Here is a 21,746-nt window from a genome sequence, read left to right as displayed (position 1 = left end):
ACGTCGACGGCGACACGACTCGAGTCCACCACTGATGAACCGACGGACGTTCCTCCATCGGACGGCCCCGCTTCCGGCTGCGATCGCCCTCGCGGGCTGTGCGGCTCCGGAGGATGGCACCGACGCTCGGAACGAAAATGAAAGCGAGAGCGGGGCCGGAAGCGGTGGGAACGTTACGGGCACTGCGCCGATCCCGATGCTCGAGAATCCGCCGGACGCGGTGTATCTCCCCGGCCACCGAAAATCGATGCGGATGCTCGAGCCAGTCGCCGCCGGAGAGTATCGGCTGGCACCGATGCTCACGTACCCACATCCGTTCTGGCTCGTCACTAGGACCGACAGCCAGCTCGTCGAACCGGAAGCCGGTCGCGGCATCCACCTGATGCTCGTCGTATGGGACGTCGTGACGGGACATGTGCTTCCCATCGACGTTAGCCCGCGAGCGACGGTCGAGGGCGACGACGGCTGGCAGCGACGCCGGTCGCTGTGGCCGATGCTTTCCCAGGAGATGGGGCTTCACTTCGGAGACAACATTACGCTCCCGGGAGACGGCACCTACATCGTCGAGATCGACCTGCCGCCGGTCACGACGCGGCGAACGGGGGCGTTCGCGGGACGTTTCGGCGACGGCGCAACCGCGACGTTCGAATTCACGTACGATCAGGCGTTCCGCGAGACGGTCGTCGAGGGAATCGAGTTGCTCGATCGGGAACGATGGGGCGAACGCGGCGCACTCGAGCCGATGACCCACGGCGATGACGGAGCTGGCAGGATGCATTCCGGGATACCCTATTCCGCGCTTCCATCTGCCGACGAGTATCCTGGCACTCTGTTAGGTGAGTCCGACCCCGAATCACGGAACGGCCTGCCACGGATCGGCGACGCGGCGTTCGTGGTCACGCTACTCGAGTCGGGATCGCGACTGGCCGACGGCGACGACCGGTATCTGCTCGTCTCGCCGCGGACGCCGTACAATCGGGTGCCGCTGCCGAACATGTCGCTGCGGGCCACCGTCGACCGCGACGGCTCGACGGTCGTCGACCACGACCTCGTCGGGACGCTTGACGGCGAGGTCGGCTTCCATTACGGCCACTCACTCACGGACGTCCAGCCGGGTGATTCGGTAACGATCACGGTCGAGTCCCCGCCCCAAGTGACCCGCCATCAGGGCTATGAGACGGCGTTTTTCGAGCTGGAGTCCATAGAGTGTGCAGTCCCCGCGGAGTGAAACTCGGTCGAGCTGTCGGCTCGCAATGCCAACGTTGACACTCTTTCGAGTCGGATATGCGAGTAATGAGTTCGGCCGAGGTCGACATTTCACGGACGAAGGCGTGGCTGATGGCAGCTCGTCCCCAGACCTTGCCCGCGGCTGCGGCTCCGGTGATCGTTGGGACGGGGCTGGCAGTCGCCGACGGCGTGTTCGCGCCGCTGCCGGCGCTGTTGGCGTTCGTGGGGGCGGCGCTGATACAGATCGGGACGAATTTCGCGAACGACTACTACGACGCGATCAACGGTGCCGACACCGAGGACCGCGAGGGCTTTACCCGGGTCACCCAGTCAGGGCTGATCTCGCCCGAGCAGGTCAAGCTCGCAACCGTCGTGACCTTCGGGCTGGCGATCCTCTCGGGGACCTATCTCGTCTACGTCGGCGGGCTGCCGATCCTCGTCATCGGACTCGTGAGCGTCGTCTGCGGGTGGGCCTACACCGGCGGCCCCTACCCGCTCGGCTATCACGGCCTGGGCGATCTCTTCGTGTTCGTCTTCTTCGGTCTCGTCGCCGTCACGGGGACCTACTACGTGCAGGCCGCCGCCGTCCTCGCCGAGCCGCTGACGACGACGCTCCCCGCGGGAACGATCACGACCGCGGCTATCGTCGCGAGCCTGTCGATCGCCGCGATCTCGACGGCGATCATCGTCGTGAACAACATCCGCGACCTCGAGACCGACGCCGAGACTGGCAAACGAACCCTGGCAGTGCGACTCGGCTACCGGTGGAGTCGCGTCGAGTACGTCGCCATGCTCGCACTGGCCTACGTCGTTCCCGTCTGGTTCTGGCTCGAGACCGACTACGGCCCCGGCGTGTTGCTGTCGCTGCTTACGCTGCCCTACGCCGCGATGGTCGCCCGGACCGTCGTGACGCGGACCGACGGCGAGGCGCTCAATCCCGCACTCGAGCAGACGGGGAAACTGCTTGCGCTCTATGCCGTCTGTTTCGCCGGTGGGCTGGTGGTGCTATGACCGACGCCGACCTCTCGCTCGCGTACCGACCGTTTTCGCTTGCGCTTGCGGAGCCACTCGAGACAGCCGACGGCACGATAAGCTCCCGTGAGGGCTTTCTCGTGCGACTCGTCGACGAGGCCGGCGACGATCCTGCCGTCGGCTACGGCGAGGCGACGCCGCTTACGGGCTGGACGGAGTCGCTTGCGAACTGCGAACGCGCCCTCGAGCGCGCTCAGGAGACGCTTCGGACGGGTGGCCCGAGCGAGGCCCTCGAGACCGTCGACCGCCAGGTCGCGGCGAGACATGCGCTCTCGTTGGCGCTTGCCGATCTGCAGGCGACTCGCGAGGCGACGCCGCTGTATCGCTATCTCGGACAGGGTCCGATGGTCGGTCGAGTACCGGTCAACGCGACGATCGGCGACGGCTCGCCGGCCGAAACCACACGTCAGGCGCAGCGTGCAGCCGATCGCGGTTTCGACTGCTGCAAGCTGAAGGTCGGGCTTCGAACCGTCGAGGACGACATCGAGCGCGTTCGCCGCGTGCGTGAGGCTGTCGGCCCCGACGTGGAACTCCGGGCCGACGCCAACGAGGCCTGGACCTACGAACAGGCCCAGTCGGCGCTCGAAGCCTTTGCGGACCTGGATGTCTCGATGCTCGAGCAACCGCTGCCCGCGGGTGCCCTCGAGGGTCACGCCGACCTGCGGGCTCAGAACACGGGCGTTTCGATCGCACTCGATGAAGGTCTACTCGAGCACGGCGTCGACACGATCTGTGACGCCGATGCGGCGGACGTCGTCGTTTTGAAACCGATGGCGCTCGGTGGGATCGACGTCGCGCGGAAGGTCGCGGCGTGGCTGGCCGAACTCGACATCACGTCGCTGGTGACGACGACGATCGACGGGGTCGTCGCACGGACCGGCGCGGTCCACCTGGCAGCGGCGGTCCCCGACGTCCCGGCTTGCGGGCTCGCGACCGGCGACCTGCTCGCGGAGGATCTGGGGCGCGATCCAGTCTTGCTCGAGAAAGGGTCGGCAGTCGTTCCGCAAGCGAAAGGGCTCGGCGTCACCGACGTGTGGACCGAGTGATGACTACCCCGATAGACTGGCCAACGCGCGACCCGGTCGCCCACCGCATCGCGGCGACACCCCAGCGGACGGCACTGATCGACGTCGAAACGGACACCAACTGGACGTTTCGCGAGTACGACCGCCGGGTCGACCGCCTCGCGGCGGCACTCCAGTCGGCGGCCCTCGCTGGCGAGCGCATCGGCGTTCTCATGGACACGCGCCCCGCGTTCGCGACGCTCTTTTTCGCCGCGATGCGAACCGGGACGACCGTGGTCGCGTTGAACGTCCGCGAGACGCCCGACGAACTCGCCGCGAAAGTCGCACGGGCCGACCTCACCGCCGTCGTCTGCGAACGCGAGACCAAGGCGACCGCGCTCGAGGTCGCAGCTGAAGCCGACTCGGTCGACGTGTACTCGGTCGACGAGCCACAGCGAGGTCGGACGGGGACGCTCGAGAAAGTCGACACGAGCGCCCACTCGATCGAGCCAGTCGAACTCGAGCGCGACGACACACAACTCGTCATGTTCACCTCGGGGACCTCCGGCGAGCCGAAGGCCGTCCGACTGACGGTCGGCAACCTCGTCGCGAGCGCGACCGCCTCCGCGTTCCGGCTCGGTGTCGGCCCCGATGACCGGTGGCTGTGTTGTCTCCCGATGTATCACATGGGTGGACTGGCACCCGTCGTCCGGTCGGCGCTGTACGGCACGCCGGTCGTGATTCAGCGCGCATTCGATCCGGATGCGACCGCGCGCGTGCTCGAAGACTATAGTATAACCGGCGTCTCGCTCGTCCCGACGATGTGCAAGCGCCTACTCGACGCCGGCTGGGAGCCAGCAGACGCGTTGCGGTTCGTCTTGCTCGGTGGCGCGCCGGCCTCGAGCGAGTTGCTCGAGCGCTGCCGGGAGCGTGACGTGCCGGTCTGTCCGACCTACGGCATGACCGAGACGGCCTCTCAGATCGCGACGGCACTGCCCGAGGAGGCCGCCGCCCACGAGGGGACTGTTGGCCAGCCGCTCATGTTCACAGATGTCACTGTCGTCGACGAGACCGGCGCGGCGATCGAGCCGGGCGAACAGGGCGAACTCGTCGTCTCGGGGCCGACGGTGACGCCGGGCTATCTCGATAATTCTCATACCGAAGCGGCGTTCGGCGAGCGCGGCCTCCATACTGGCGACGTCGGCTATCGCGATGCGGACGACCGGCTCTGGATCCTCAATCGCCGCAGCGACCGCATCGTCACCGGCGGCGAAAACGTCGACCCCGGCGAGGTGGTCGCGGCCCTGCGGGACCATCCTCGCGTCGAGGACGCCGCCGTCGTCGGGCTGGCGGACGCGGAGTGGGGCGAACGGGTCGCGGCGCTCGTCGTTCCAGACACGGACTCGAGTTCGGACGATAGCACGCTCGAGCCTCGAGCGCTCCTCGCCCACTGCGACGACCACCTCGCGGGATTCAAACAGCCGAAGACGATCGGGATCGTCGACGCGTTGCCTCGGACGGCCTCGAGTACTGTCGATCGCGAGGCAGTTCGGGATCGGCTGCTCGCGGACGGGGTCGACGTGAGCGAAGCTTCGTAATCCGGTCGTCGTTTCGCACGCAGGACGACCGGAACCCGAATGCTCGATTAGTCGTCGTCAGTGACGCTCCGGGTCGCCGGCTGCGGGCGAGACGGTTGGGGATCCGGTTGCGCCGTCTCGTCGTCACGGACGTACTCTCGAGCGACGACGTAACTGCCATAGAGGACGAGCAACAGGAACAGCGAGAACGGAAGTGCCATCGTCACCGAGAGCGACTCGATGGCGCTGAACTCCTCGAGTCGGAGCGACATCATCCCGAAGACTGCCAGCAGGCCACCCCACCACGCGCGGTTTCGCGGGTTCGGGTTCTCGTCGCCGAGCGTAATCGCCGAGATCATAAAGACCGCCGAGTCCAGCGACGTGATGATGTAGCCGGCGATGATGAAGACGAACAACACTGCGAGCACCGTGCCAAAGGGCGTGATCTGGAGCGCTTTCGCGATGGCTGCTGGATTACCCGCCGACGCCATCGCCTCGGCGACCGGTCCCTGGTAGCCCGGCGCGAGCACCCAGCCACCGATGAGGCCGTGTTGGATCCAGGTGAAGACCGTCGGGACCACGACGAGCACGGCGAACATCTCCCGTATGGTCCGGCCTTTCGAGACGCGAGCGACGAAGCTCCCGACGAAGATGCTCCAGGCGGCCCACCAGGCCCACCAGAAGCCAGTCCAGTTGGCTGCCCAGTTGCCATCTGCGTTCGGCGCTGTATACAGCGTCAGCCGAAACATCTCACTGAGCCAGACGCCCGTCGCGTCCAGGCTCAACTCGAGCATGTAGAGGCTCGGCCCGACGACCACGAGCACGGCCATCGCGACGCCGATGAGGACCACCGTCGCGCGGGCTGCGTTGCGGATACCCTTCCGCAACCCGAGCCAGACGTCACCGAGGAAGACGATACCGATGAGTGTGAACACGACGTAGGTCAGAAGCGCCGCGTCGAGCCCAAACACGCGACCGAGGATCGCCGACATCGTCTGTGCACTGAAGCCGAGTGTGGTCGAAATGCCGCCGATCGTCGCGATCAGCGCCGCCAGATCGACCAGCCAGTAGAGGCCGGGGATCCGATCCTCGTCGACGACGCCGGCGAGCATCGAGCTGATCTTGTAGTCACCGACGCCGTCGGTGTAGACGACGATCCCGAAGGCAATCGCGACGGGGAGATACCACATCGCCAGCCCTGGAAACACCTCGTGAATGAACATGAACGCCAGTGCCATCGACTCGAGTGACGCCCCCTGAACGGGAGCCGGCTCCGGCGGCGGATGCTGGACGATCGAGATTGGCTCCGCGACGCCCCAAATGAGCACGGAGGCACCGAACCCGACGGTAAACACCATCGCCAGCCACGAGAACAGATCGAACTCCGGTTCGGCGTCGGGCCCGCCGATCCGGAGCCGCCCGTATTGCGAGGCCGTGAAGGCGAACACGGCCGCGAGCAAGACGAATCCAAGCAGGATGAACCACCAGCCGAAGTAGGTGAGGATCCACCCCTTCGCGCCAGTGAGTGCGCTACTCAACAGCGACGGCCGCGCCAGTCCGAGTCCACCGAGTGCGAGCATCACGGCCATCGTCACGACGAAGAGGACGCGTTCGGCTCGTGTGGCGTCCTCGAGGCCGAAGAGTTTCGCACCGTTCATCGTTCGCACCGACCAAGCGTGTCGTCTCGATCCCAGCCGTTCGATCGCGCGCCGTTGCTACTCACGGTTCTGTGAGTCACCATCGGATGTGTCTCGGACACCACTTCTGGCCACTCAAGTGCTCTTTGTCTCAGGACCCGATACAGTGATAGTTACACACAAGGGGTGGTCGTGCTCGCCATTCGCTCGAGCGGCGACGGACCAGACTGCCAGACCGGTCGACCGAACCGGATTGCCGCCGGACTCGAAGTTAAGCCACTGGCGTGCCTAGCCGGAGGCGTGTGTACGCTCACGCTCGCCTGGCAGGTCTTCGAGGACGCGCCGGTCACGGTCGCCGCCAACCGTGACGAAATGGTCGACCGGGAGTCGATTCCGCCTGCCGTCTACAACGAAGAACCGCTGGTCATCGCGCCACAGGATGCCGAAGCAGGCGGCACGTGGATCGGCTACAACGAGTTCGGCGTCTTCGTCGGTCTGACGAACAAGTGGACCGACGCCGAGCTGGCCGGCGAGCGCTCGCGTGGCCAGCTCGTCGCGGACGTCCTCGAGGCCCGATCCGCCGCGGACGCGAAAGCGATCGTCGACGCGGCGACCGACGCCGACGAGTACAGCGGCTTCTACCTCGTCGCCGCCGACGCGACGGACGCGTTCTGTTACCAGTGGGACGGCACGCTCTCGCTGACCGCGTTCGAGCCGGGCGTCCACGTCGTCGTCAACGTCGCCGTCGACGACGACGTCGACATCCCCGAGCATCGGGCCGAGATCGGACGCGAGCAGGCCGACGACGCGAACGCGCTTCGCGAGGCGCTGACGGCCGAGCCGGACGAGACGACGATGGACTGGCTCGATCGGGCGAGCGACGTGTTGGGCGACCACGAGTACGGGGCCTGCGTCCACGAGAACGGATACGGCACCCAGTCGTCGTCGCTGCTCGCGCTCGGTCCCGAGATGGAATACCACGCCTTCGCGCCGGGGCCGCCCTGTCGAACGAGCTACGACGAGGTCGATCTCGCGATCGGCGACGGGTTCGAGGGGCTCGAGACTGTGGTCGAATCGACAGTCGACGACGAAGGGCACATTTAAGCGGCTCGCCCTCCCTTGGCTGTAGTATGGACGCACTCCTGCCTGTAGCGACGCGCACGGCGAGGTGGTCACCGTGAGCGTTTCCGAAGCCGAAGCCGAGCTCACCGAGGACGAGCGCGCTGGCCTCGAACTCGTCCGCGAAACCGGCGGCATTCACCAGAGCGACTTCTGGAAGGAACTGGATGTTTCCTCGCGAAAGGGCAGTCGGATCGTCGAATCACTCGTTGAAAAGGATCTGGTCGATCGTGAGGAGACCGTCTACGACGGTCATAACACCTACTACATCTCGCCGACCGCACGCGACCTCGATTTCAGACTGCTGATGGCCGGCGACATGCTCTCGCCGTTTATCGGCGAAGAAGAGGTCGATCCCAACAGCGACGCCTTCTCGCAGTGGATCATGAACCTCGCGTACGAGGAGTAATCGGCGCGATCACTGCTCGAGATCGCGACCCCGTTTTCGGCCCCGCGGAGTCGCTCTGATCGACCGTCCGGGGCAAACTACTCCGCTTTTCTCGCACCTCGAACCTGCGCAACGTGGGTGAACGTCACTAACCCGAGTCCCCCGACGACGTTCCCCGCGGTAGCGACGACGACCGTCTCGAGCAGCGCGCCGTAGCCGATCGCGGCATCGAAGAGGAAGCCAAAGAAGACGTGGACCGCAGTGACGATGACGTGATCGAAGGGACCGAGCGCGAGCAGGAAGCCGACGATGTACGCCAGCGTGATTCGGCTCCGGACGCTGTTGACTGCCTCGAGGAGGTACGACAGGAGGCTCACGAGTGCGCCCCCGACGATAGCACTCGCGAACATCCCTCTTATCGGTCGATGAACGATTCCCTCGGCGGTCCGCGCCAACGCATGCGCCGATCCTGACGGAAGGACGCCATCGACGGCGAAGACGAACGCGAAGAGGAATCCACCGATGAGATTGAAGACGAGGGTAACAGTCCACAGGCGGCCGAGCGATCGGAGCATCCACGAGCCGTCCTGATCGACCGCCTTGGCGGCCGGAGCAACGAAGTTCTCATTGAAGAGTTCCGTTCGACCGACGACCAGGAACACGACGCCGACGCCGAAGGCGAGCGCACCCGCGATATGTGCGATGTCTCCGAACCGCGGTTGAACCAGCCCGTCGACGACTCCCAGTGCAGCGATACCGAAAACGATCGTAAACCCCGCAATGAAGCTGGTCGCTGCGAGTTCGAGCGGCGACTGCTCGAGTCGCCGTTCGCCTTCGTCGACGGCCCGGTCGAATATGTCCGTGGGATCCGGAGCGATGGGCACACCTATTCTACCGATCGTTGACAGATAAGGAGCGGACTTGAATACGCCGTGACTCGACTCGATCGACGAAGACGAACGACCGCGACGGCTCGTTCCGTTCAGGCGAGCGCGCTCGCAGCCCGAATCAACAGTTCCTCGCCGAATGCCGGGCCGACGAGCTGGAGGCCGACGGGGAGCCCATCGGTTTCGCCCGCTGGGACCGAAATTGCCGGCAGGTCCGCGAGATTGACCGGTGTGGTGTTGGCGTCGGCGAGGTACATCTTCAGCGGGTCGTCGAGACTCTCGCCGAGTTCGAACGGCGGCACCGGCATCGTCGGGCTCGCGAGCACGTCAGCTTCCGTAAGCGCCTCGTCGAAGTCCTGTTTGACCCACGCGCGAGCGTCCTGGGCCTTCTTGTAGTACTTGTCGTGGTAGCCCGCCGAGAGCGCGTACGTGCCAAGCAGGATGCGACGCTTGACCTCGTCACCGAACCCTTCTTCGCGGGCTTTCGCGAACGTCTCGTTCCAGTTGCCGTCGTAGCCACCCGAGTGACCGTAGCGGACGCCGTCGAACCGCGCGAGATTCGACGACGCTTCCGACATCGCGATCACGTAGTAGGCCTCGACGGCGTGTTCGACCGACGGGAGGCTGACTTCGTGGTACGACGCGCCTTTATCCTCGAGGGCATCGATGGCGTCCCAGAACGTTTCGACGACGCCCTCGTCGGCCCCCTCGAGCAACTCGGTGGGAACGCCGATCTGGAGCCCGTCGACGTCGCCGGTCGCAGCGTCGGCGTAGTTCGCGTCGTCGCCCTCGCTGCGCGTGGTCGCGTCGCGTTCGTCGCTGCCGGCGATCACGTCGAGCAACGCGGCGGCGTCTTCGACGGTATCGCCGAAGGGGCCGATCTGCTCTAAGCTGTTGCCGTAGGCGACGAGGCCGTACCGAGAGACCAGCCCGTAGGTGGGCTTGATCCCGACGACGCCACAGAAGGCAGCCGGACAGCGGACCGAACCGCCGGTGTCGGAACCGAGCGCGAGATCGGCCTCGCCGGCGGCGACGGCTGCCGCCGAGCCACCGGAGGAGCCACCGGGGACGTGGCCGGGTGCAGCGGGGTTGTCCGTCTCCCCGAAGTAGGAGGTCTCGGTGGTCGTCCCCATCCCGAACTCGTCCATGTTGGCCTTGCCGACGATGGTCGCGCCAGCCTCTTTGAGCCGGCTGACGACCGTCGCGTCGTAGGGCGGGACGTACTCCTCGAGCATCTTCGAGCCACAGGTCGTCCGGACGCCCTCGGTCGAAATGTTGTCCTTGACCGCGACCGTTTTGCCAGCCAGCGGGCCGTCGTCGGCACCCTCGATCCGCTCCTCGGTGATGAAAATATTCTCCGACATGGTTACGAGACGTTCGGCCCTTTGAAGTAGCCGTCCTCCGTTTCCGGCGCGTTCCGGAGCGCCTCCTCGCTGTCGAGGGAGTCGTGTTCCTCGTCCGGTCGCATCACGTTCGCGAGATCGGCCTCGCGGTCGACCTCCGGCACCTCGTCTAACGTCTCGAAGTACTCGAGGATGTCCGCGAACTGTCCGGCGAACCGGTCGACCTCGTCGTCGGCGAGATCGACGCGAGCCAGATCCGCGACGTGGCGGACCTCCTCGGGACTGACGGCGTCGTCGCTCATACGTGTTCGCACCGGCTTCCGGAGAGTAAGGGTTTCGATACCGGTGTCGTGTCCGGCTGGCAGCTCTCGCTGCGAACGCACCGCGACAGGTCACTGCCGGGAATGAAACGCTCACCGAGACAGTCTCGAGTTCTAATATCTTTTCTCTCGTGAAACTCATCGATTAATAGGTGTATACTCAAGCATGCTGTCCCGGAACGGAGCGTATGGGCTGCGATAACTGTGACTCCGACGAGATCGCGTACACGCTCACGACCCACTCCGACTCCGGCAGCGGGGCGTCCGTTGACCTCCACTTCTGCTCGAGCGAGTGTCTTCGGGTCTGGACGTGACGCTGCCACGTTCATACGGACTCCTGTCAGTCAGTCCCGATGCACCCGCGACCGTCCTACGGTCGGGCCGGGACATCGTGACAGCAGCCCGTCTCAGTCGACCTGGCGACTCGAGAACAGGATTCAACTGCTATCGTAACAACTGAACCGAGTGACAGCTGGTCACACAGTCTGTGAGTCTCATACTGCTGGATAAATCGGGTCAGCCAGCGGGGTGTGAATGACGTTCAGTGGCTACTATATGTCGAACCAGGATACAGGACAACAGGAATGAGATCGAATCGGGAACCGACCGTTTCGGACGACGAACTTGCGACCGCCGTTCTGTCGACCGTCGACGCGATATCGTCCCGCCGAAGGGTCAACGGAACCGAGTTGCACGTCGTCGCTGCTGGCGACGAAACCGACCCGCTGGTCGTCTTGCTTCACGGCTTTCCCGAGTACTGGTATGGCTGGCGAGGCGTGGTCGCCCCGCTCGTCGAGGCCGGCTATCGGGTCCTCGTTCCCGACCAGCGCGGCTACAACCGCAGCGAGAAGCCCGACGGTGTTCGGGCATACCGAACGAGCGTACTGTCGCAGGATATCGTCGACCTGATCGCGACTGAAGGCCGCGACACCGCACACGTCGTCGGCCACGACTGGGGTGGCGTCGTCGCCTGGGACCTGGCGTGTCGGTTCCCCGCGGTCGTCGATCGGCTCGCCATCGTCAACGCGCCCCATCCGACCGCCTACCGGCGACAACTGCTTTCAAACCCCGAGCAACTGCGTCGGAGCTGGTATGCCATCTGTTTTCAGCCTCCGTGGATCCCCGAACTCGCCTGTCGGTCCGACGACTATCGTCTCCTCGAGCGAGCGCTCCGGGGGACCGCCGCGCCGGGAACGTTCACCGACGCCGAACTGGCCCGTTACCGGCGGGCCTGGAGCCGGGATGGGGCGGTCTCCGGGATGCTAAACTGGTACCGGGCGGCGCTGCGGTATCCACCTCAGCTCCCGACCGACCGGGTTGATGCACCGACGCTCGTCGTCTGGGGCGAGGACGACGCGGCGCTCGTCCCCTCGCTGGCGGTCGATAGCGCGGGGTTCTGTGCGACGAGTCGCCTCGAGCTCCTGCCGGCGACGAGTCACTGGGTGGCCCACGAAGCGCCCGACCGACTGTGCGATCTCCTGCTCGGGCATCTCGACGCAGGATATCGTAGTCACTGACAGTCAGTGCACGCCTGATCGCACGGCAGCATTGCGATTAGTGTGTAAACCGTTTCAGTGGCTACTATACTCGTCACGCGGTTCCGGCTTGCCCGTCAGCCGTTACACGGGTCGTCGCCCCCGTTCACAACCAATCGTCCACTGCCTCGAGAAGGAACGAACATATTCGTATCCACGGGGCCGAGGGACAGACGGAATTCGCTCGTATGGCCCACGCGACACTCACGATTACGATGCCCGAGGAGATCTGGATTCAGCAGCTATCGACAGCCTATCCCGAGTCGACATTTCGGGTGCTCGCGGCTGTTCCCGGGCCCGAGTCCGGGTTTGCGCTCGTTCGGATCACCGGGCAGACAGTCACGGCGGTGATCGAAGCGATGGCCGACCATTCACAGCTCACTGAACTCACGATCGTACAGCAAGCGGACAGCGAAGCGACGGTTCACTTCGAGACGACGGCACCGTTGCTGTTGGTATCCTCGCAGGAGTCGGGTGTCCCGATCGAACTCCCAGTGGAAATCGTCGACGGCGAGGCGACTGTCGAGGTCACCGGCTCCCGCGAACGGCTGGCAGACCTCGCCAAACAGCTCGAGCGGTTCGGGTTCCAGTATCGGATCGAGAACGTCAGTGAGCGACTTCACGAGAGCCAGCTCCTCTCGGAGCGCCAACTCGAAGTGGTAGTCGCCGCCGTCGAAGCGGGCTACTACGACACCCCACGGCGCTGTTCACTGACTGAACTCGCGGCCCGCCTCGACATCGCCAAATCGACGTGCAGTGAGACGCTTCACCGGGCTGAAGAGGCGATGATCAAGCGGTTCGTCGCGGAGCTACCAGGTGTTGCCGAGCACGCCGATCTCGAGGATCAGCCCGCGGGTACGTAATAAATAGATGCGCTCGAGCGGACGCGTTGGTCCACTGTTGGGAGGAGTGACTTATATAGACGAACATAGTCGGGTAGATTCTCACGCGCTGGAAATCGGCTCTATATTTCATCCAAGTCGGGTTATGAGCGAGGGATGAGGAACCACAAATGAACGATTTCAAGTGCATGCCGTCGAGTACTCTCGGCATGACACCAGTGTCATATACAGAGGTGTTCTGATCTGATGAGTACGGACGACGAATCATTCCATCCACTCGGAAATGAGTGGGAAGGCGAACTCGAGTCGATGCTCGACGATACCGAGTACGATAGCCAACTCGGTATGGACATGGCTCGCGACGCGATGCGAGTCACCAACGGCGAACTTTCTGAGGCCGAATTCCACGAGAAATATCACGACGACGTGATGGAGGAGTTCGGCGAGGACGAGCGTCCGACGAAGGAGGCCTACGAAGCGGCCCAGGAAGAGACCAAGGGAACGGTCTCCCGAATGCTCGATAAGTTCGACGGTGACGGCGAGCAGACCCGTCGCGAAACGATGAAGAAGATGGGTGTCGGCGCGGCAGCCGTCGGCGTCGGTGCGTGGGGCACCGTCGACGACGGTCCCGAGGCCAGCGTTGCCGAAGGCGGCCACGGTAGTAGTACAGAGACCCACGAGAAACCCGATACCCAGTGGGGCATGACGATCGACCTGGAACGCTGTGACGGCTGTCTGACCTGCATGCAGGCCTGCAAGCAGGAGAACGACCTCGACGCGGGCGTCAACTGGATGTACGTCATGGCTTGGGAGGACCGCAACCATACTTCTCCCGAGGGTGGCCAGGGTGTGAGAGAATCCGGTACCTACACCGACTTCAACATGGGGAGCGACTTCAACATGCTCGTGCGACCGTGCCAGCACTGCACGGACGCCCCCTGTGAGAAGGTGTGCCCGACGACCGCCCGTCACACCCGTGACAAGGACGGTATCGTGTTGACCGACTACGACGTCTGTATCGGTTGCCGATACTGTCAGGTCGCCTGCCCGTACGGCGTCAACTACTTCCAGTGGGACGAGCCCAGCGTGGCCTACGATGACATCGACGGCCTCGAGAGCCCCGAAGACCCCGACCAGATCACGCACGCCGAGTACGAACACGGCACGCGGTGGGTCGACAGTCGTGCCCCACGTGGCGTCATGAGCAAGTGTACGTTCTGTCCGACCATGCAGGACGGCAAACAGGGCGAGGAGAAGGTCGGGACGACCGCCTGTGAATCGGCCTGTCCGCCGAATGCGATCCAGTTCGGTGACGTCAACGACGAGAAGAGCGACTCGTACCAGCACCGCGAGCACCCGGTCAAGAGCCGGGCGATCGCCCACCTGAGCGGCGACCACGTCAGTAGTGGTCGGTACGTTCCCGATCCGGAGACGGTCGACAGCACGCTCAGCGATGGTGACGATCTCCAGTCTGCGATCGAAGCGCTCGACACCGCCGGCGAGAGCGATACCTTCGACGAGGAGGTGCTGTCGATGATGAAAGCGATCGACATCATCAGCGAAGGGCTCGAGCCCGAGGGCAACGCCAACACCACTCTGATCGAGAGCGAGGCGGCCCTTCTCGAGTCCCTCGACGCCATCGAATCGTACGTCAACCTCGAGACCGAGGAGGCCCTCGATACGCTGGACCTCGGCGACGGCAGCGAGCAGGAAGCACGGTTCCAACTCCAGCAGTACGTGGGCGAGTCGAGCGCGTTCAACCTGCTCGACGACATCGGGACGAACCCGAACGTCACGTACCTCGGTGCGGAGCCCGGAACGAACGCCCGTCAGGTCGAGGGCCCGACGAAGTACGAAGACGTCGGTCTCCTCGACAAGCGGCAGGAAGAACTCGATAAAGGTACTGTCGGCCACATTGATGGGGTGTCGCTATGAGCACGAAGGAGCCAACCGAAGCGGACATCCTTCGTCCCATCAACACGCTCACGAAGAAGTACTTCATCCTGTACGGCATCGCAGCCCTGGCCCTCGTGGCCTTCCTCGTGGGCTGGGCCTACCAGCTCCAGAAGGGGCTAGTCGTCACCGGGCTCGGTGACTGGGGCTCCGGTGGTGGCTCGACCTGGGGTCTGTACATCGGCGCATTCATCTGGTGGGTCGGTGTCGCACACGGCGGTATCATCCTCTCGGCTGCTGTCCGACTGCTCGGGATGGATCGATACATGCCGATCGCCCGACTCGCGGAGATGACGACCATCGGTGGCCTCTCGGCCGCCGGCTTCTACATTCTGGTCCACATGGGTCGACCGGACCGGATGGTCACGAGCGTCATCGGTCACTACCATATCACGGTCAACAACTCGCCGCTGGTGTGGGACGTGACGGTCATTACGGCCTACTTCGTGCTGTCGGCGACCTATCTCGCGCTCACGCTCCGATACGACATCAGCCGACTGCGTGATCAGCTTCCCGATCGCTTCGAGCCGGTCTACAAGCTGATGACGCTTGGCTACACCGAGGAAGAAGACGAGATCATCGAGCGGATGGTCTGGTGGCTCGCGGCGGCAGTTATCATCATGGCCCCGCTCTTGCTCCACGGTGGCGTCATCCCGTGGCTGTTCGCACTGCTCCCGGCGATGCCCGCCTGGACCGGCGGCATTCAGGGCCCGATGTTCCTGAGCATCGCACTGATGTCGGCGATCGGCGGTGTGACCATCATCTCGTATGCGTTCCGCCGCGCCTACGACTGGGACCACATCATCACTGACGACATCTTCCGCGGGCTGCTCCTGTGGCTCGGATTCTTCACCCTGCTGTTCCTCTGGTTCCAGCTCCAGTTCGTTCTCAACGGCGTCTTCCTCGGACCAAATGCGAAGGCAATCTCTGCCGAAGCGAAGCTCGCTCACCCGCTCTATCAGCTTGCGATGTTCCTGATCTTCAGTACGCTCGTGTACATCTTCCTGCAGGCGATCCGTCCGTCGCTGTTCAGCAAGAAGCGAGCGCTCCTCGCCAGCGGGGTCATCCTTACGGGGACGCTGACCGAGAAGGTCCTGTTCGTCGTCGAAGGATTCAAGCACCCGGTGTTCGACATCTACGCCAACACGCCCGGGACCTACTTCCCGAGCCTGATCGAGTGGCTGTCGCTCGCTGGGACTGCTGGACTGGTGGCACTTTTATTCCTCAACGTCTCGAAGCTCGTCCCAGTGGTCGAGCTCCACGCGGTCGAACACATGCGTGGCGACCACGCACACGGTGACGAGGCGACCGAACCGGAGGTGGAAGCATGAGTCCAGCACTGACAACATTCGCGTCGGAACTCCTGTATCACGGCTACGACGGCACCGGCGGCTTCACCGGCTTCCCCAACGAGGGGACCTGGGTCATCTTCGCGATCATCCTGGTCCCGGTCTACATCATGCTCGCAGCATGGTTCCTCGGGAAGCCCCGTGACACGTCGAGTGGACTGCTCGGCGTCGGCTATCTCGTCGGCCTGACGACCTCGATGTGGGTCGGGATGTTCATCCTGACCGTCCTGATCGGCGTCGTCTTCTACGGCGGCCCACCGGAGCCGATCAGCAGCGTCGGCCCGCCATAACCGACAGCCGTCTCACAATCAACCGATCGATTTCATTTTTCGCAGCGCCACAGTCGAACTCGCCAGTCCCGACTCCGTGTGTCGCTCTCGACGCTCGAACCATCACACGTATCCCGTTCCGGATCCTCCATACGGCTAGCACACCGACACTATGACCATCACAGCACACGAGCTCGAAATCAAACTCGAGGAGGTCGAGGATCCGGACATCGGCGAGGACATCGTCTCGCTCGGACTGGTCAACGACGTCACGATCGACGACGAGACGGCTCGCATCTCGCTTGCGTTTAACGCGCCGTATGCACCCTCCGAGATGGAGATCGGCAACCAGATCCGCGACGTCATCGAAGACGCCGGTCTCGAGGCCGACCTGCGAGCACACGTCGACGAGGAACACGGCTTCGACGACGAAGTCCTGCCACGCGTTCGCAACGTCATCGCCGTCTCCTCCGGAAAAGGTGGGGTCGGCAAGACGACGGTTGCGGCCAACCTTGCGGCCGGGCTCGAGAAACGCGGCGCGATGGTCGGACTGCTCGACGCCGACATTCACGGGCCGAACGTTCCCCAGATCCTCCCGGCCGAGAGCGATCCCGGCGTCACGCCCAACGAGGAAATCGTCCCGCCGCGTTCGGACGGCGTCCGCATCATCAGCATGGGAATGATGATGGAAAACGAGGACGACCCCGCGATCCTCCGTGGGCCGATGGTCAACAAGTTCATGATGAAGTTCTTAGAGGGCGTCGAGTGGGGCCGACTCGACTACCTGATCGTCGACCTGCCGCCGGGAACGGGCGACGCGACGCTGAACCTGCTGCAGTCGATGCCCGTCACCGGTGCCGTCGTCGTCACGACGCCACAGGAAATGGCACTCGACGACACCCGCAAGGGGATCCAGATGTTCAACAAACACGACACCCCGGTCCTGGGCGTCGTCGAGAACATGAGCTCCTTCATTTGTCCGTCCTGTGGTGACCAGCACGGTCTGTTCGGCACCGGCGGCGCTGACACCATCGTCGACAAGTACGACATCCCACTGCTGGGCCGGATTCCGATCCATCCCGACTTCGGGGCCGACGGCAGCAAAGGGGCCCTGGTCAAAAACGACGACAGCGAGGTCCAGAGCCACCTCGAGGACGTCGTCGGCGAGGTCGCCGATCGGGTAGGCGAGACCAACCGCCGGACGGTCTCGGAAAACATTACGCAAGAGCCCGCGAACAAGCTGCCGACCGAGACGGAAGACTAAGCGCCTCCCCCATACCGGCGGCCGACTCCCTCGTTTCTCTCCCCCTGCTGTTATAATCCCGTCCGTCGAACCGACTCGATATGCGCGACGAATACGCCGACGCGATCGCCGCCCTCGAGCCAGCCGATGGCGAGATCGAAACCACGGAACTGGTCGTCAGCGACGATGTCCTCGTGAAAGCGTTCGCCCTCGGGCCGGACGCAGAACTCGAGGCCCACGAACACGGCGATAGTACGAACGTCTTCCACGTGCTCGAGGGGACAGTGACAGTCATCCAGGGCGATGAGCGCGAGGAGATCGATGCGCCCGGGGTGGTCCACCACCAGCGCGGCGTCGTCCATGGCGCGAGAAACGACACCGACGAGACGGTGGTCTTTACGGCGAGTCTCTGTCCGATGCCGTCCTGAGACGAGGCACGTATCTACTCAGCCGTCGTCTCCGCATCCTCGAGCAACGACGCGACATACTTGGTGACGTGGTCGTCCATCCGGCGTTTGTAGCCGGCCTGCCGGGCGAGTCGATCCAGTTCGCGGGCGACGAGGCTGCCGTACTGGACGGCCTTCTTGTCCCTGTTGGCGACCTCGGCGGGCAGATAGCGGGCCGCCACGCGTCGGAAGCCACGTTTTCGTTCGTCCTCGTCGGCCAGCAACTCGTCCGGCAGGCGAAGCGCCGCCGCGACGACGGCGTCGTGCAGCAGCGGCGCGACCGGCTCGAGTCCCGTCGCTTCGATCGTCAGCACGTCCCGCGGCAGTTGCTCGGGGAGGCTCCGGATTCCCTCGCGGACGGCCCCGCGGGTCGTCTCTGCTGCGACCCGGTGGTCGAGTCGGACGACCTTCTCGTAGCCGCCGAACAGTTCGTCGGCTCCCTGCCCGACCGCGAGCGCGTCGAATCCGTCGGCGGCGACGCGTTCGCCGACCAGATACAGCGGCAGGGCGATTTGAACGTCCATCGCGTTCGTTCGCCCGATCGCCCGTGCGACCTCGGGGACGGCCCGCTCGAGGTCGGCTGGCTCGAGGTCGACGACCGTAAGCTCGCGGCCCATCGCGTCGGCAGCCGTCCGCGCGGCTTCGACATCGTGGCTGTCGGGGAAGCCGACGACATACAGCGGCGCGTCGAGCAGTTCGGCCACCAGCGCCGAGTCGACCCCGCCGGAGAAGGCGACAGCGATGTCCTGATCCTCACGTTTGACGGCTGCGGTCGCTTGACGGATAGCACGCTCGAGGGCGTCGGTAGCGGCCTCGTGGTCCGTCTCGGGGGCCGGCTCAGGCAGCGCCCAGTGTGATTCCGGCTCCGGCAGCGGCAGCGGCTCGTCGATGGGAGCGGCCACGCCGGCTGGGAAAAGCGTCGGATCCTCGAGTGCACTCGGCTCGAACGCCCACGCTGGGGTCGCACTCGAGGCGTCAGGGTCGGTGTCGACGTACAGGGGCACTCGTCCGAGGACGTCGCGAACGAGACGATCGTCGAGTTCGCCCGCGAAACCAGTCGTTCCCGGGAGCGGGTCAGCGTCGGCGAGTGCGTCGCGAACGGTTGCCGGGTCGGCACCGTGAAGCGTTGGCTCGGTCATCGGAGGAGATTCAACACGCGGCCCAGTCGTCTCGTGACGCCGCCGGCGAACTGCTGGACGCTGATCCGCCAGGGCGTGCGCTTTCCCTCGACTGTGGTTCGTCCGTCCGCGATCGCTGCGAGGATCGCCTCGGCGGAGCGTTCCTCGGCGTCGACGCGCGTGACCGCTTGCCCGACCATCTCGCTGATGTGGGCGTCGCTGCCGGCGGTCATCGGCAGTCCTCGAGAGCGCGCGTAGCGTTCTGCCTGTCGGTTCGCCCGACCGGTAAACAGCCGCGAATTATAGACCTCGATGGCGTCGCCCGCCGCGAGTTGCTCGCGGGAGATGCGGGCCATCACGCCGTGGCGGGCCTCCTGAAAGGGATGTGGAATAACCGCCAGCCCGTCCTGATCGTGGATTGCCTCGAGCGTCGACTCGAAGGACAAGCCGGGCGGTACCGCCTCCTCGAGGCCAAGTCCCAGTATGTGGCCCGCTTGACTCGAGATTTCCATCCCCGGAATGCCCACGAGACCGTAGTCTGGCGCGCGCTCTGCGGCCTCGAGGCTTGCGTCGATCTCGTCGTGATCGGTCACCGCGATCGCGTCGAGACCGATCGCCTCGGCCTGCTCCAAGATGAGCTCGACCGGATCCCGGCCGTCGTACGACAGCGCCGAGTGCGTGTGGAGTTCGACCGACAGCACGAACGTACGTTTAGACGGCCTGATCAAAAGCGCCTCGATTAGCCGTGCAACTCGCGTCGCGATCACGGTCACACGGTGGGACGGAAACCGAGTGGTCTCGAAGCCGAGTGAAAGCGAAAATCGAGCGTTCGATCAGTCGAGGCCAGAGTGTGTCTGCAGGATCGAACGCGACGTCGGGTTACTCCGCTGTCGCGTGGTGAATGTCGACCGTCACTTCGTTCTCGAGGTTATCGAGGATGGGTGAACTCGCGTGCGCGGCCTCCTGTACTTCCTCGAGTTCGGCTGTCGATGCGGGTGACTCGACGTGTGCGGTACACTCGATGTGATCGAAGCCAGGGCGGACGTCGTCGGCGAGCCCGAGGAGGCCGCGCATGTCGGCCCGGCCCTCGAACTCGAGGCGGATCTCGGAGATCTCGATATCCCGCTTTGCGCCGTGGGCGGCGTAGGTGATCGTCAGACAGGTCCCAAGCGAGGACAGCAACTGCTCGAGTGCGTTCGGTGCGTCACGGTGGCCGAACAACGCACCTTCCATGGTGAACTCGGGCGAGTCGACGAGCGTGTCCCCTTTTTCGATCTCACTGACGGTGGTTTCACACGTCGTATCGCCGGTCCACTCCGTTTCCGCAAAAAACCGGAAGTCGGCGTTTTCCGGGTCGTCCTCGGCAGCGGCAGTGAGCTGTTCGAACTTCTCCATATCGATTCCGTTCTTCAGAGTCATGCAGATACTATCCAATACCAGGTAGCGCTGTCCCGGTTGTAAACCCGGCGGAAATAGACATTATTTCCGAATGAGATGAGGTAACTATACCCGACGTGCAGCTAGTTCTGAGATGTGCTGTTGAGCATATTGGTCTCGAAAACAGACGTTATACGGGCAGTACTGTTCGTTCAATGGAGTTCGATAACTAGTGCCGACTGCGACTCTATCCAGGAACGCAAAATATTTGGTGTTAATTAGATACGAATATTGCTAGTTCTTCCTAATCTGATACCATATGTTGTGACTACTTCGAAAGGGTTATCAGAGTCTGCAGGGGACGGAATATTGCACAAATCACTCATGACCAGAACAAACGGACTCGATGTCGACGAACTCGAGTCGCTCATCGAAGGCGTCTCTGCAGAGTCGGAGCAAGCGTCGTTCACGTTCCGTGCCGAGACGGAGTGGACGGGTGGCTTCGCCAGCGAGACACGCATTAGCGACTTCGAACAGAACGAGACGACGATCGAATCGCCGGAGTTCACCGTAACCGGCGACGAACCAGCGGCGTTGCTCGGCGAACGGACCGGCCCGAACGCGGTCGAACACCTCCTGGCTGCCATCGGCTCGTGTCTCAGCGTGACCTACGCGGGCCACGCCGCGGCGAAGGGAATCGAAATCGACGACATGCGCTTCGAGTTCGAGGGCGACATCGACCTCCGGGGCTTCCTCGGGCTGAGCGACGAGGTTCGGGCAGGATACGAGGAGATTCGTGCGACGACCCACATCGACGCCGACGCGTCGGACGAGGAACTCGAGGCGTTACACGAGGAAGTCCTCGAGACGTCGCCGCTGTACGACAACGTGACGAACCAGGTGTCCCTCGAGTTCGATCTCGACTTCGAATAAGGACATCGCGGCGCGTCGGTATCGGATAGCAGCAAGCTCCTGCTTCGTTTTCCTATCGTCGATCGCTCGACTGCGAACCAGCCGCTCGAGCGACCGAAACCGATATCCACAAACGTGCATATAGAAACCCCTTTACCGGCCCACTTT

General features: G+C 64.0%; 22 protein-coding genes. 15 read left to right on the top strand and 7 right to left on the bottom strand.

The window, feature by feature from the left end; all coding sequences use genetic code 11:
* The first annotated feature begins 34 nt into the window (after positions 1-34).
* The 4 genes from ACERI1_RS03895 (at position 35) to ACERI1_RS03880 (ending at position 4,861) form a co-directional block, all read left to right on the top strand.
* Positions 35-1,228 carry an iron transporter gene (locus tag ACERI1_RS03895; RefSeq protein ID WP_373616721.1) on the top strand — a complete coding sequence of 398 codons (1,194 nt, stop codon included), beginning with the start codon at positions 35-37 and terminating at the stop codon, positions 1,226-1,228.
* 65 nt (positions 1,229-1,293) lie between these two features.
* Positions 1,294-2,238, top strand: coding sequence for a 1,4-dihydroxy-2-naphthoate polyprenyltransferase (locus ACERI1_RS03890; RefSeq protein ID WP_373616720.1), 945 nt, complete (start codon positions 1,294-1,296; stop codon positions 2,236-2,238).
* Positions 2,235-3,305, top strand: a complete 1,071-nt coding sequence (locus ACERI1_RS03885) for a mandelate racemase/muconate lactonizing enzyme family protein (RefSeq protein ID WP_373616719.1) — start codon at positions 2,235-2,237, stop codon at positions 3,303-3,305. The genes ACERI1_RS03890 and ACERI1_RS03885 overlap by 4 nt, the downstream gene beginning before the upstream one ends.
* Complete coding sequence (locus ACERI1_RS03880) at positions 3,305-4,861, top strand: class I adenylate-forming enzyme family protein (protein ID WP_373616718.1); 1,557 nt, start codon at positions 3,305-3,307, stop codon at positions 4,859-4,861. Before ACERI1_RS03885 ends, ACERI1_RS03880 begins: the two co-directional genes overlap by 1 nt.
* Positions 4,862-4,908: 47 nt before the next feature.
* On the opposite strand, the gene ACERI1_RS03875 is transcribed toward ACERI1_RS03880, so the two are convergent.
* On the bottom strand, positions 4,909-6,498 hold the full coding sequence (locus ACERI1_RS03875; protein WP_373616717.1) for a BCCT family transporter: 1,590 nt from the start codon (positions 6,496-6,498) through the stop codon (positions 4,909-4,911).
* Between the two features lie 279 nt (positions 6,499-6,777).
* On the opposite strand from ACERI1_RS03875, the gene ACERI1_RS03870 reads away from it, so the two are divergent.
* On the top strand, positions 6,778-7,581 hold the full coding sequence (locus ACERI1_RS03870) for an NRDE family protein (protein WP_373616716.1): 804 nt from the start codon (positions 6,778-6,780) through the stop codon (positions 7,579-7,581).
* Between the two features lie 73 nt (positions 7,582-7,654).
* Positions 7,655-8,005 (top strand): helix-turn-helix transcriptional regulator, encoded by a 351-nt coding sequence (locus ACERI1_RS03865; RefSeq protein WP_373616715.1) that lies wholly within the window; start codon positions 7,655-7,657, stop codon positions 8,003-8,005.
* A gap of 77 nt (positions 8,006-8,082) precedes the next feature.
* On the opposite strand, the gene ACERI1_RS03860 is transcribed toward ACERI1_RS03865, so the two are convergent.
* The 3 genes from ACERI1_RS03860 to gatC all read right to left on the bottom strand — a co-directional run bounded on the left by ACERI1_RS03860 (position 8,083) and on the right by gatC (position 10,516).
* Positions 8,083-8,868 carry a formate/nitrite transporter family protein gene (locus ACERI1_RS03860; RefSeq protein WP_373616714.1) on the bottom strand — a complete coding sequence of 262 codons (786 nt, stop codon included), beginning with the start codon at positions 8,866-8,868 and terminating at the stop codon, positions 8,083-8,085.
* A gap of 98 nt (positions 8,869-8,966) precedes the next feature.
* Positions 8,967-10,235 (bottom strand): Asp-tRNA(Asn)/Glu-tRNA(Gln) amidotransferase subunit GatA, encoded by a 1,269-nt coding sequence (gatA, locus tag ACERI1_RS03855; protein WP_373616713.1) that lies wholly within the window; start codon positions 10,233-10,235, stop codon positions 8,967-8,969.
* 2 nt (positions 10,236-10,237) lie between these two features.
* The gene (gene gatC / locus ACERI1_RS03850) at positions 10,238-10,516 is read right to left on the bottom strand and encodes an Asp-tRNA(Asn)/Glu-tRNA(Gln) amidotransferase subunit GatC (protein ID WP_373616712.1); all 279 of its coding nucleotides are present in this window, start codon (positions 10,514-10,516) and stop codon (positions 10,238-10,240) included.
* A gap of 206 nt (positions 10,517-10,722) precedes the next feature.
* Between gatC and ACERI1_RS03845 the strand changes: the two genes are divergently transcribed.
* The 8 genes from ACERI1_RS03845 to ACERI1_RS03810 all read left to right on the top strand — a co-directional run bounded on the left by ACERI1_RS03845 (position 10,723) and on the right by ACERI1_RS03810 (position 18,153).
* Positions 10,723-10,848 (top strand): hypothetical protein, encoded by a 126-nt coding sequence (locus tag ACERI1_RS03845; RefSeq protein WP_373616711.1) that lies wholly within the window; start codon positions 10,723-10,725, stop codon positions 10,846-10,848.
* Between the two features lie 270 nt (positions 10,849-11,118).
* Positions 11,119-12,051: an alpha/beta fold hydrolase gene (locus ACERI1_RS03840; protein WP_373616710.1), complete on the top strand. Its 933-nt coding sequence runs from the start codon at positions 11,119-11,121 to the stop codon at positions 12,049-12,051.
* A 206-nt stretch (positions 12,052-12,257) separates the two neighbouring features.
* A complete protein-coding gene (locus ACERI1_RS03835; RefSeq protein WP_373616709.1) occupies positions 12,258-12,932 on the top strand; it encodes a helix-turn-helix domain-containing protein in 675 nt (224 codons plus the stop codon).
* Between the two features lie 225 nt (positions 12,933-13,157).
* Positions 13,158-14,846, top strand: a complete 1,689-nt coding sequence (locus ACERI1_RS03830; protein WP_373616708.1) for a 4Fe-4S ferredoxin N-terminal domain-containing protein — start codon at positions 13,158-13,160, stop codon at positions 14,844-14,846.
* The gene (nrfD, locus tag ACERI1_RS03825; protein WP_373616706.1) at positions 14,843-16,195 is read left to right on the top strand and encodes an NrfD/PsrC family molybdoenzyme membrane anchor subunit; all 1,353 of its coding nucleotides are present in this window, start codon (positions 14,843-14,845) and stop codon (positions 16,193-16,195) included. The genes ACERI1_RS03830 and nrfD overlap by 4 nt, the downstream gene beginning before the upstream one ends.
* The gene (locus ACERI1_RS03820) at positions 16,192-16,503 is read left to right on the top strand and encodes a hypothetical protein (RefSeq protein ID WP_008010444.1); all 312 of its coding nucleotides are present in this window, start codon (positions 16,192-16,194) and stop codon (positions 16,501-16,503) included. The genes nrfD and ACERI1_RS03820 overlap by 4 nt, the downstream gene beginning before the upstream one ends.
* Before the next feature lie 151 nt (positions 16,504-16,654).
* Positions 16,655-17,746 carry a P-loop NTPase gene (locus ACERI1_RS03815; protein WP_373616704.1) on the top strand — a complete coding sequence of 364 codons (1,092 nt, stop codon included), beginning with the start codon at positions 16,655-16,657 and terminating at the stop codon, positions 17,744-17,746.
* Positions 17,747-17,826: 80 nt separating this feature from the next.
* Complete coding sequence (locus ACERI1_RS03810) at positions 17,827-18,153, top strand: cupin domain-containing protein (RefSeq protein ID WP_373616703.1); 327 nt, start codon at positions 17,827-17,829, stop codon at positions 18,151-18,153.
* A 14-nt stretch (positions 18,154-18,167) separates the two neighbouring features.
* On the opposite strand, the gene ACERI1_RS03805 is transcribed toward ACERI1_RS03810, so the two are convergent.
* From ACERI1_RS03805 to ACERI1_RS03795, 3 genes are all read right to left on the bottom strand, one after another.
* The gene (locus tag ACERI1_RS03805; RefSeq protein WP_373616702.1) at positions 18,168-19,310 is read right to left on the bottom strand and encodes an asparagine synthase C-terminal domain-containing protein; all 1,143 of its coding nucleotides are present in this window, start codon (positions 19,308-19,310) and stop codon (positions 18,168-18,170) included.
* Positions 19,307-19,990, bottom strand: a complete 684-nt coding sequence (locus ACERI1_RS03800) for a CehA/McbA family metallohydrolase (RefSeq protein ID WP_373616701.1) — start codon at positions 19,988-19,990, stop codon at positions 19,307-19,309. The genes ACERI1_RS03805 and ACERI1_RS03800 overlap by 4 nt, the downstream gene beginning before the upstream one ends.
* Before the next feature lie 178 nt (positions 19,991-20,168).
* Positions 20,169-20,708: an OsmC family protein gene (locus ACERI1_RS03795; RefSeq protein ID WP_373616700.1), complete on the bottom strand. Its 540-nt coding sequence runs from the start codon at positions 20,706-20,708 to the stop codon at positions 20,169-20,171.
* 342 nt (positions 20,709-21,050) lie between these two features.
* Between ACERI1_RS03795 and ACERI1_RS03790 the strand changes: the two genes are divergently transcribed.
* The gene (locus tag ACERI1_RS03790; protein WP_373616699.1) at positions 21,051-21,599 is read left to right on the top strand and encodes an OsmC family protein; all 549 of its coding nucleotides are present in this window, start codon (positions 21,051-21,053) and stop codon (positions 21,597-21,599) included.
* The last annotated feature ends 147 nt before the right edge of the window (positions 21,600-21,746 follow it).

The organism is Natrinema sp. HArc-T2 (assembly GCF_041821085.1).
Classification (GTDB): domain Archaea; phylum Halobacteriota; class Halobacteria; order Halobacteriales; family Natrialbaceae; genus Natrinema.
This window is presented reverse-complemented; position numbering and strand designations above follow the sequence as displayed.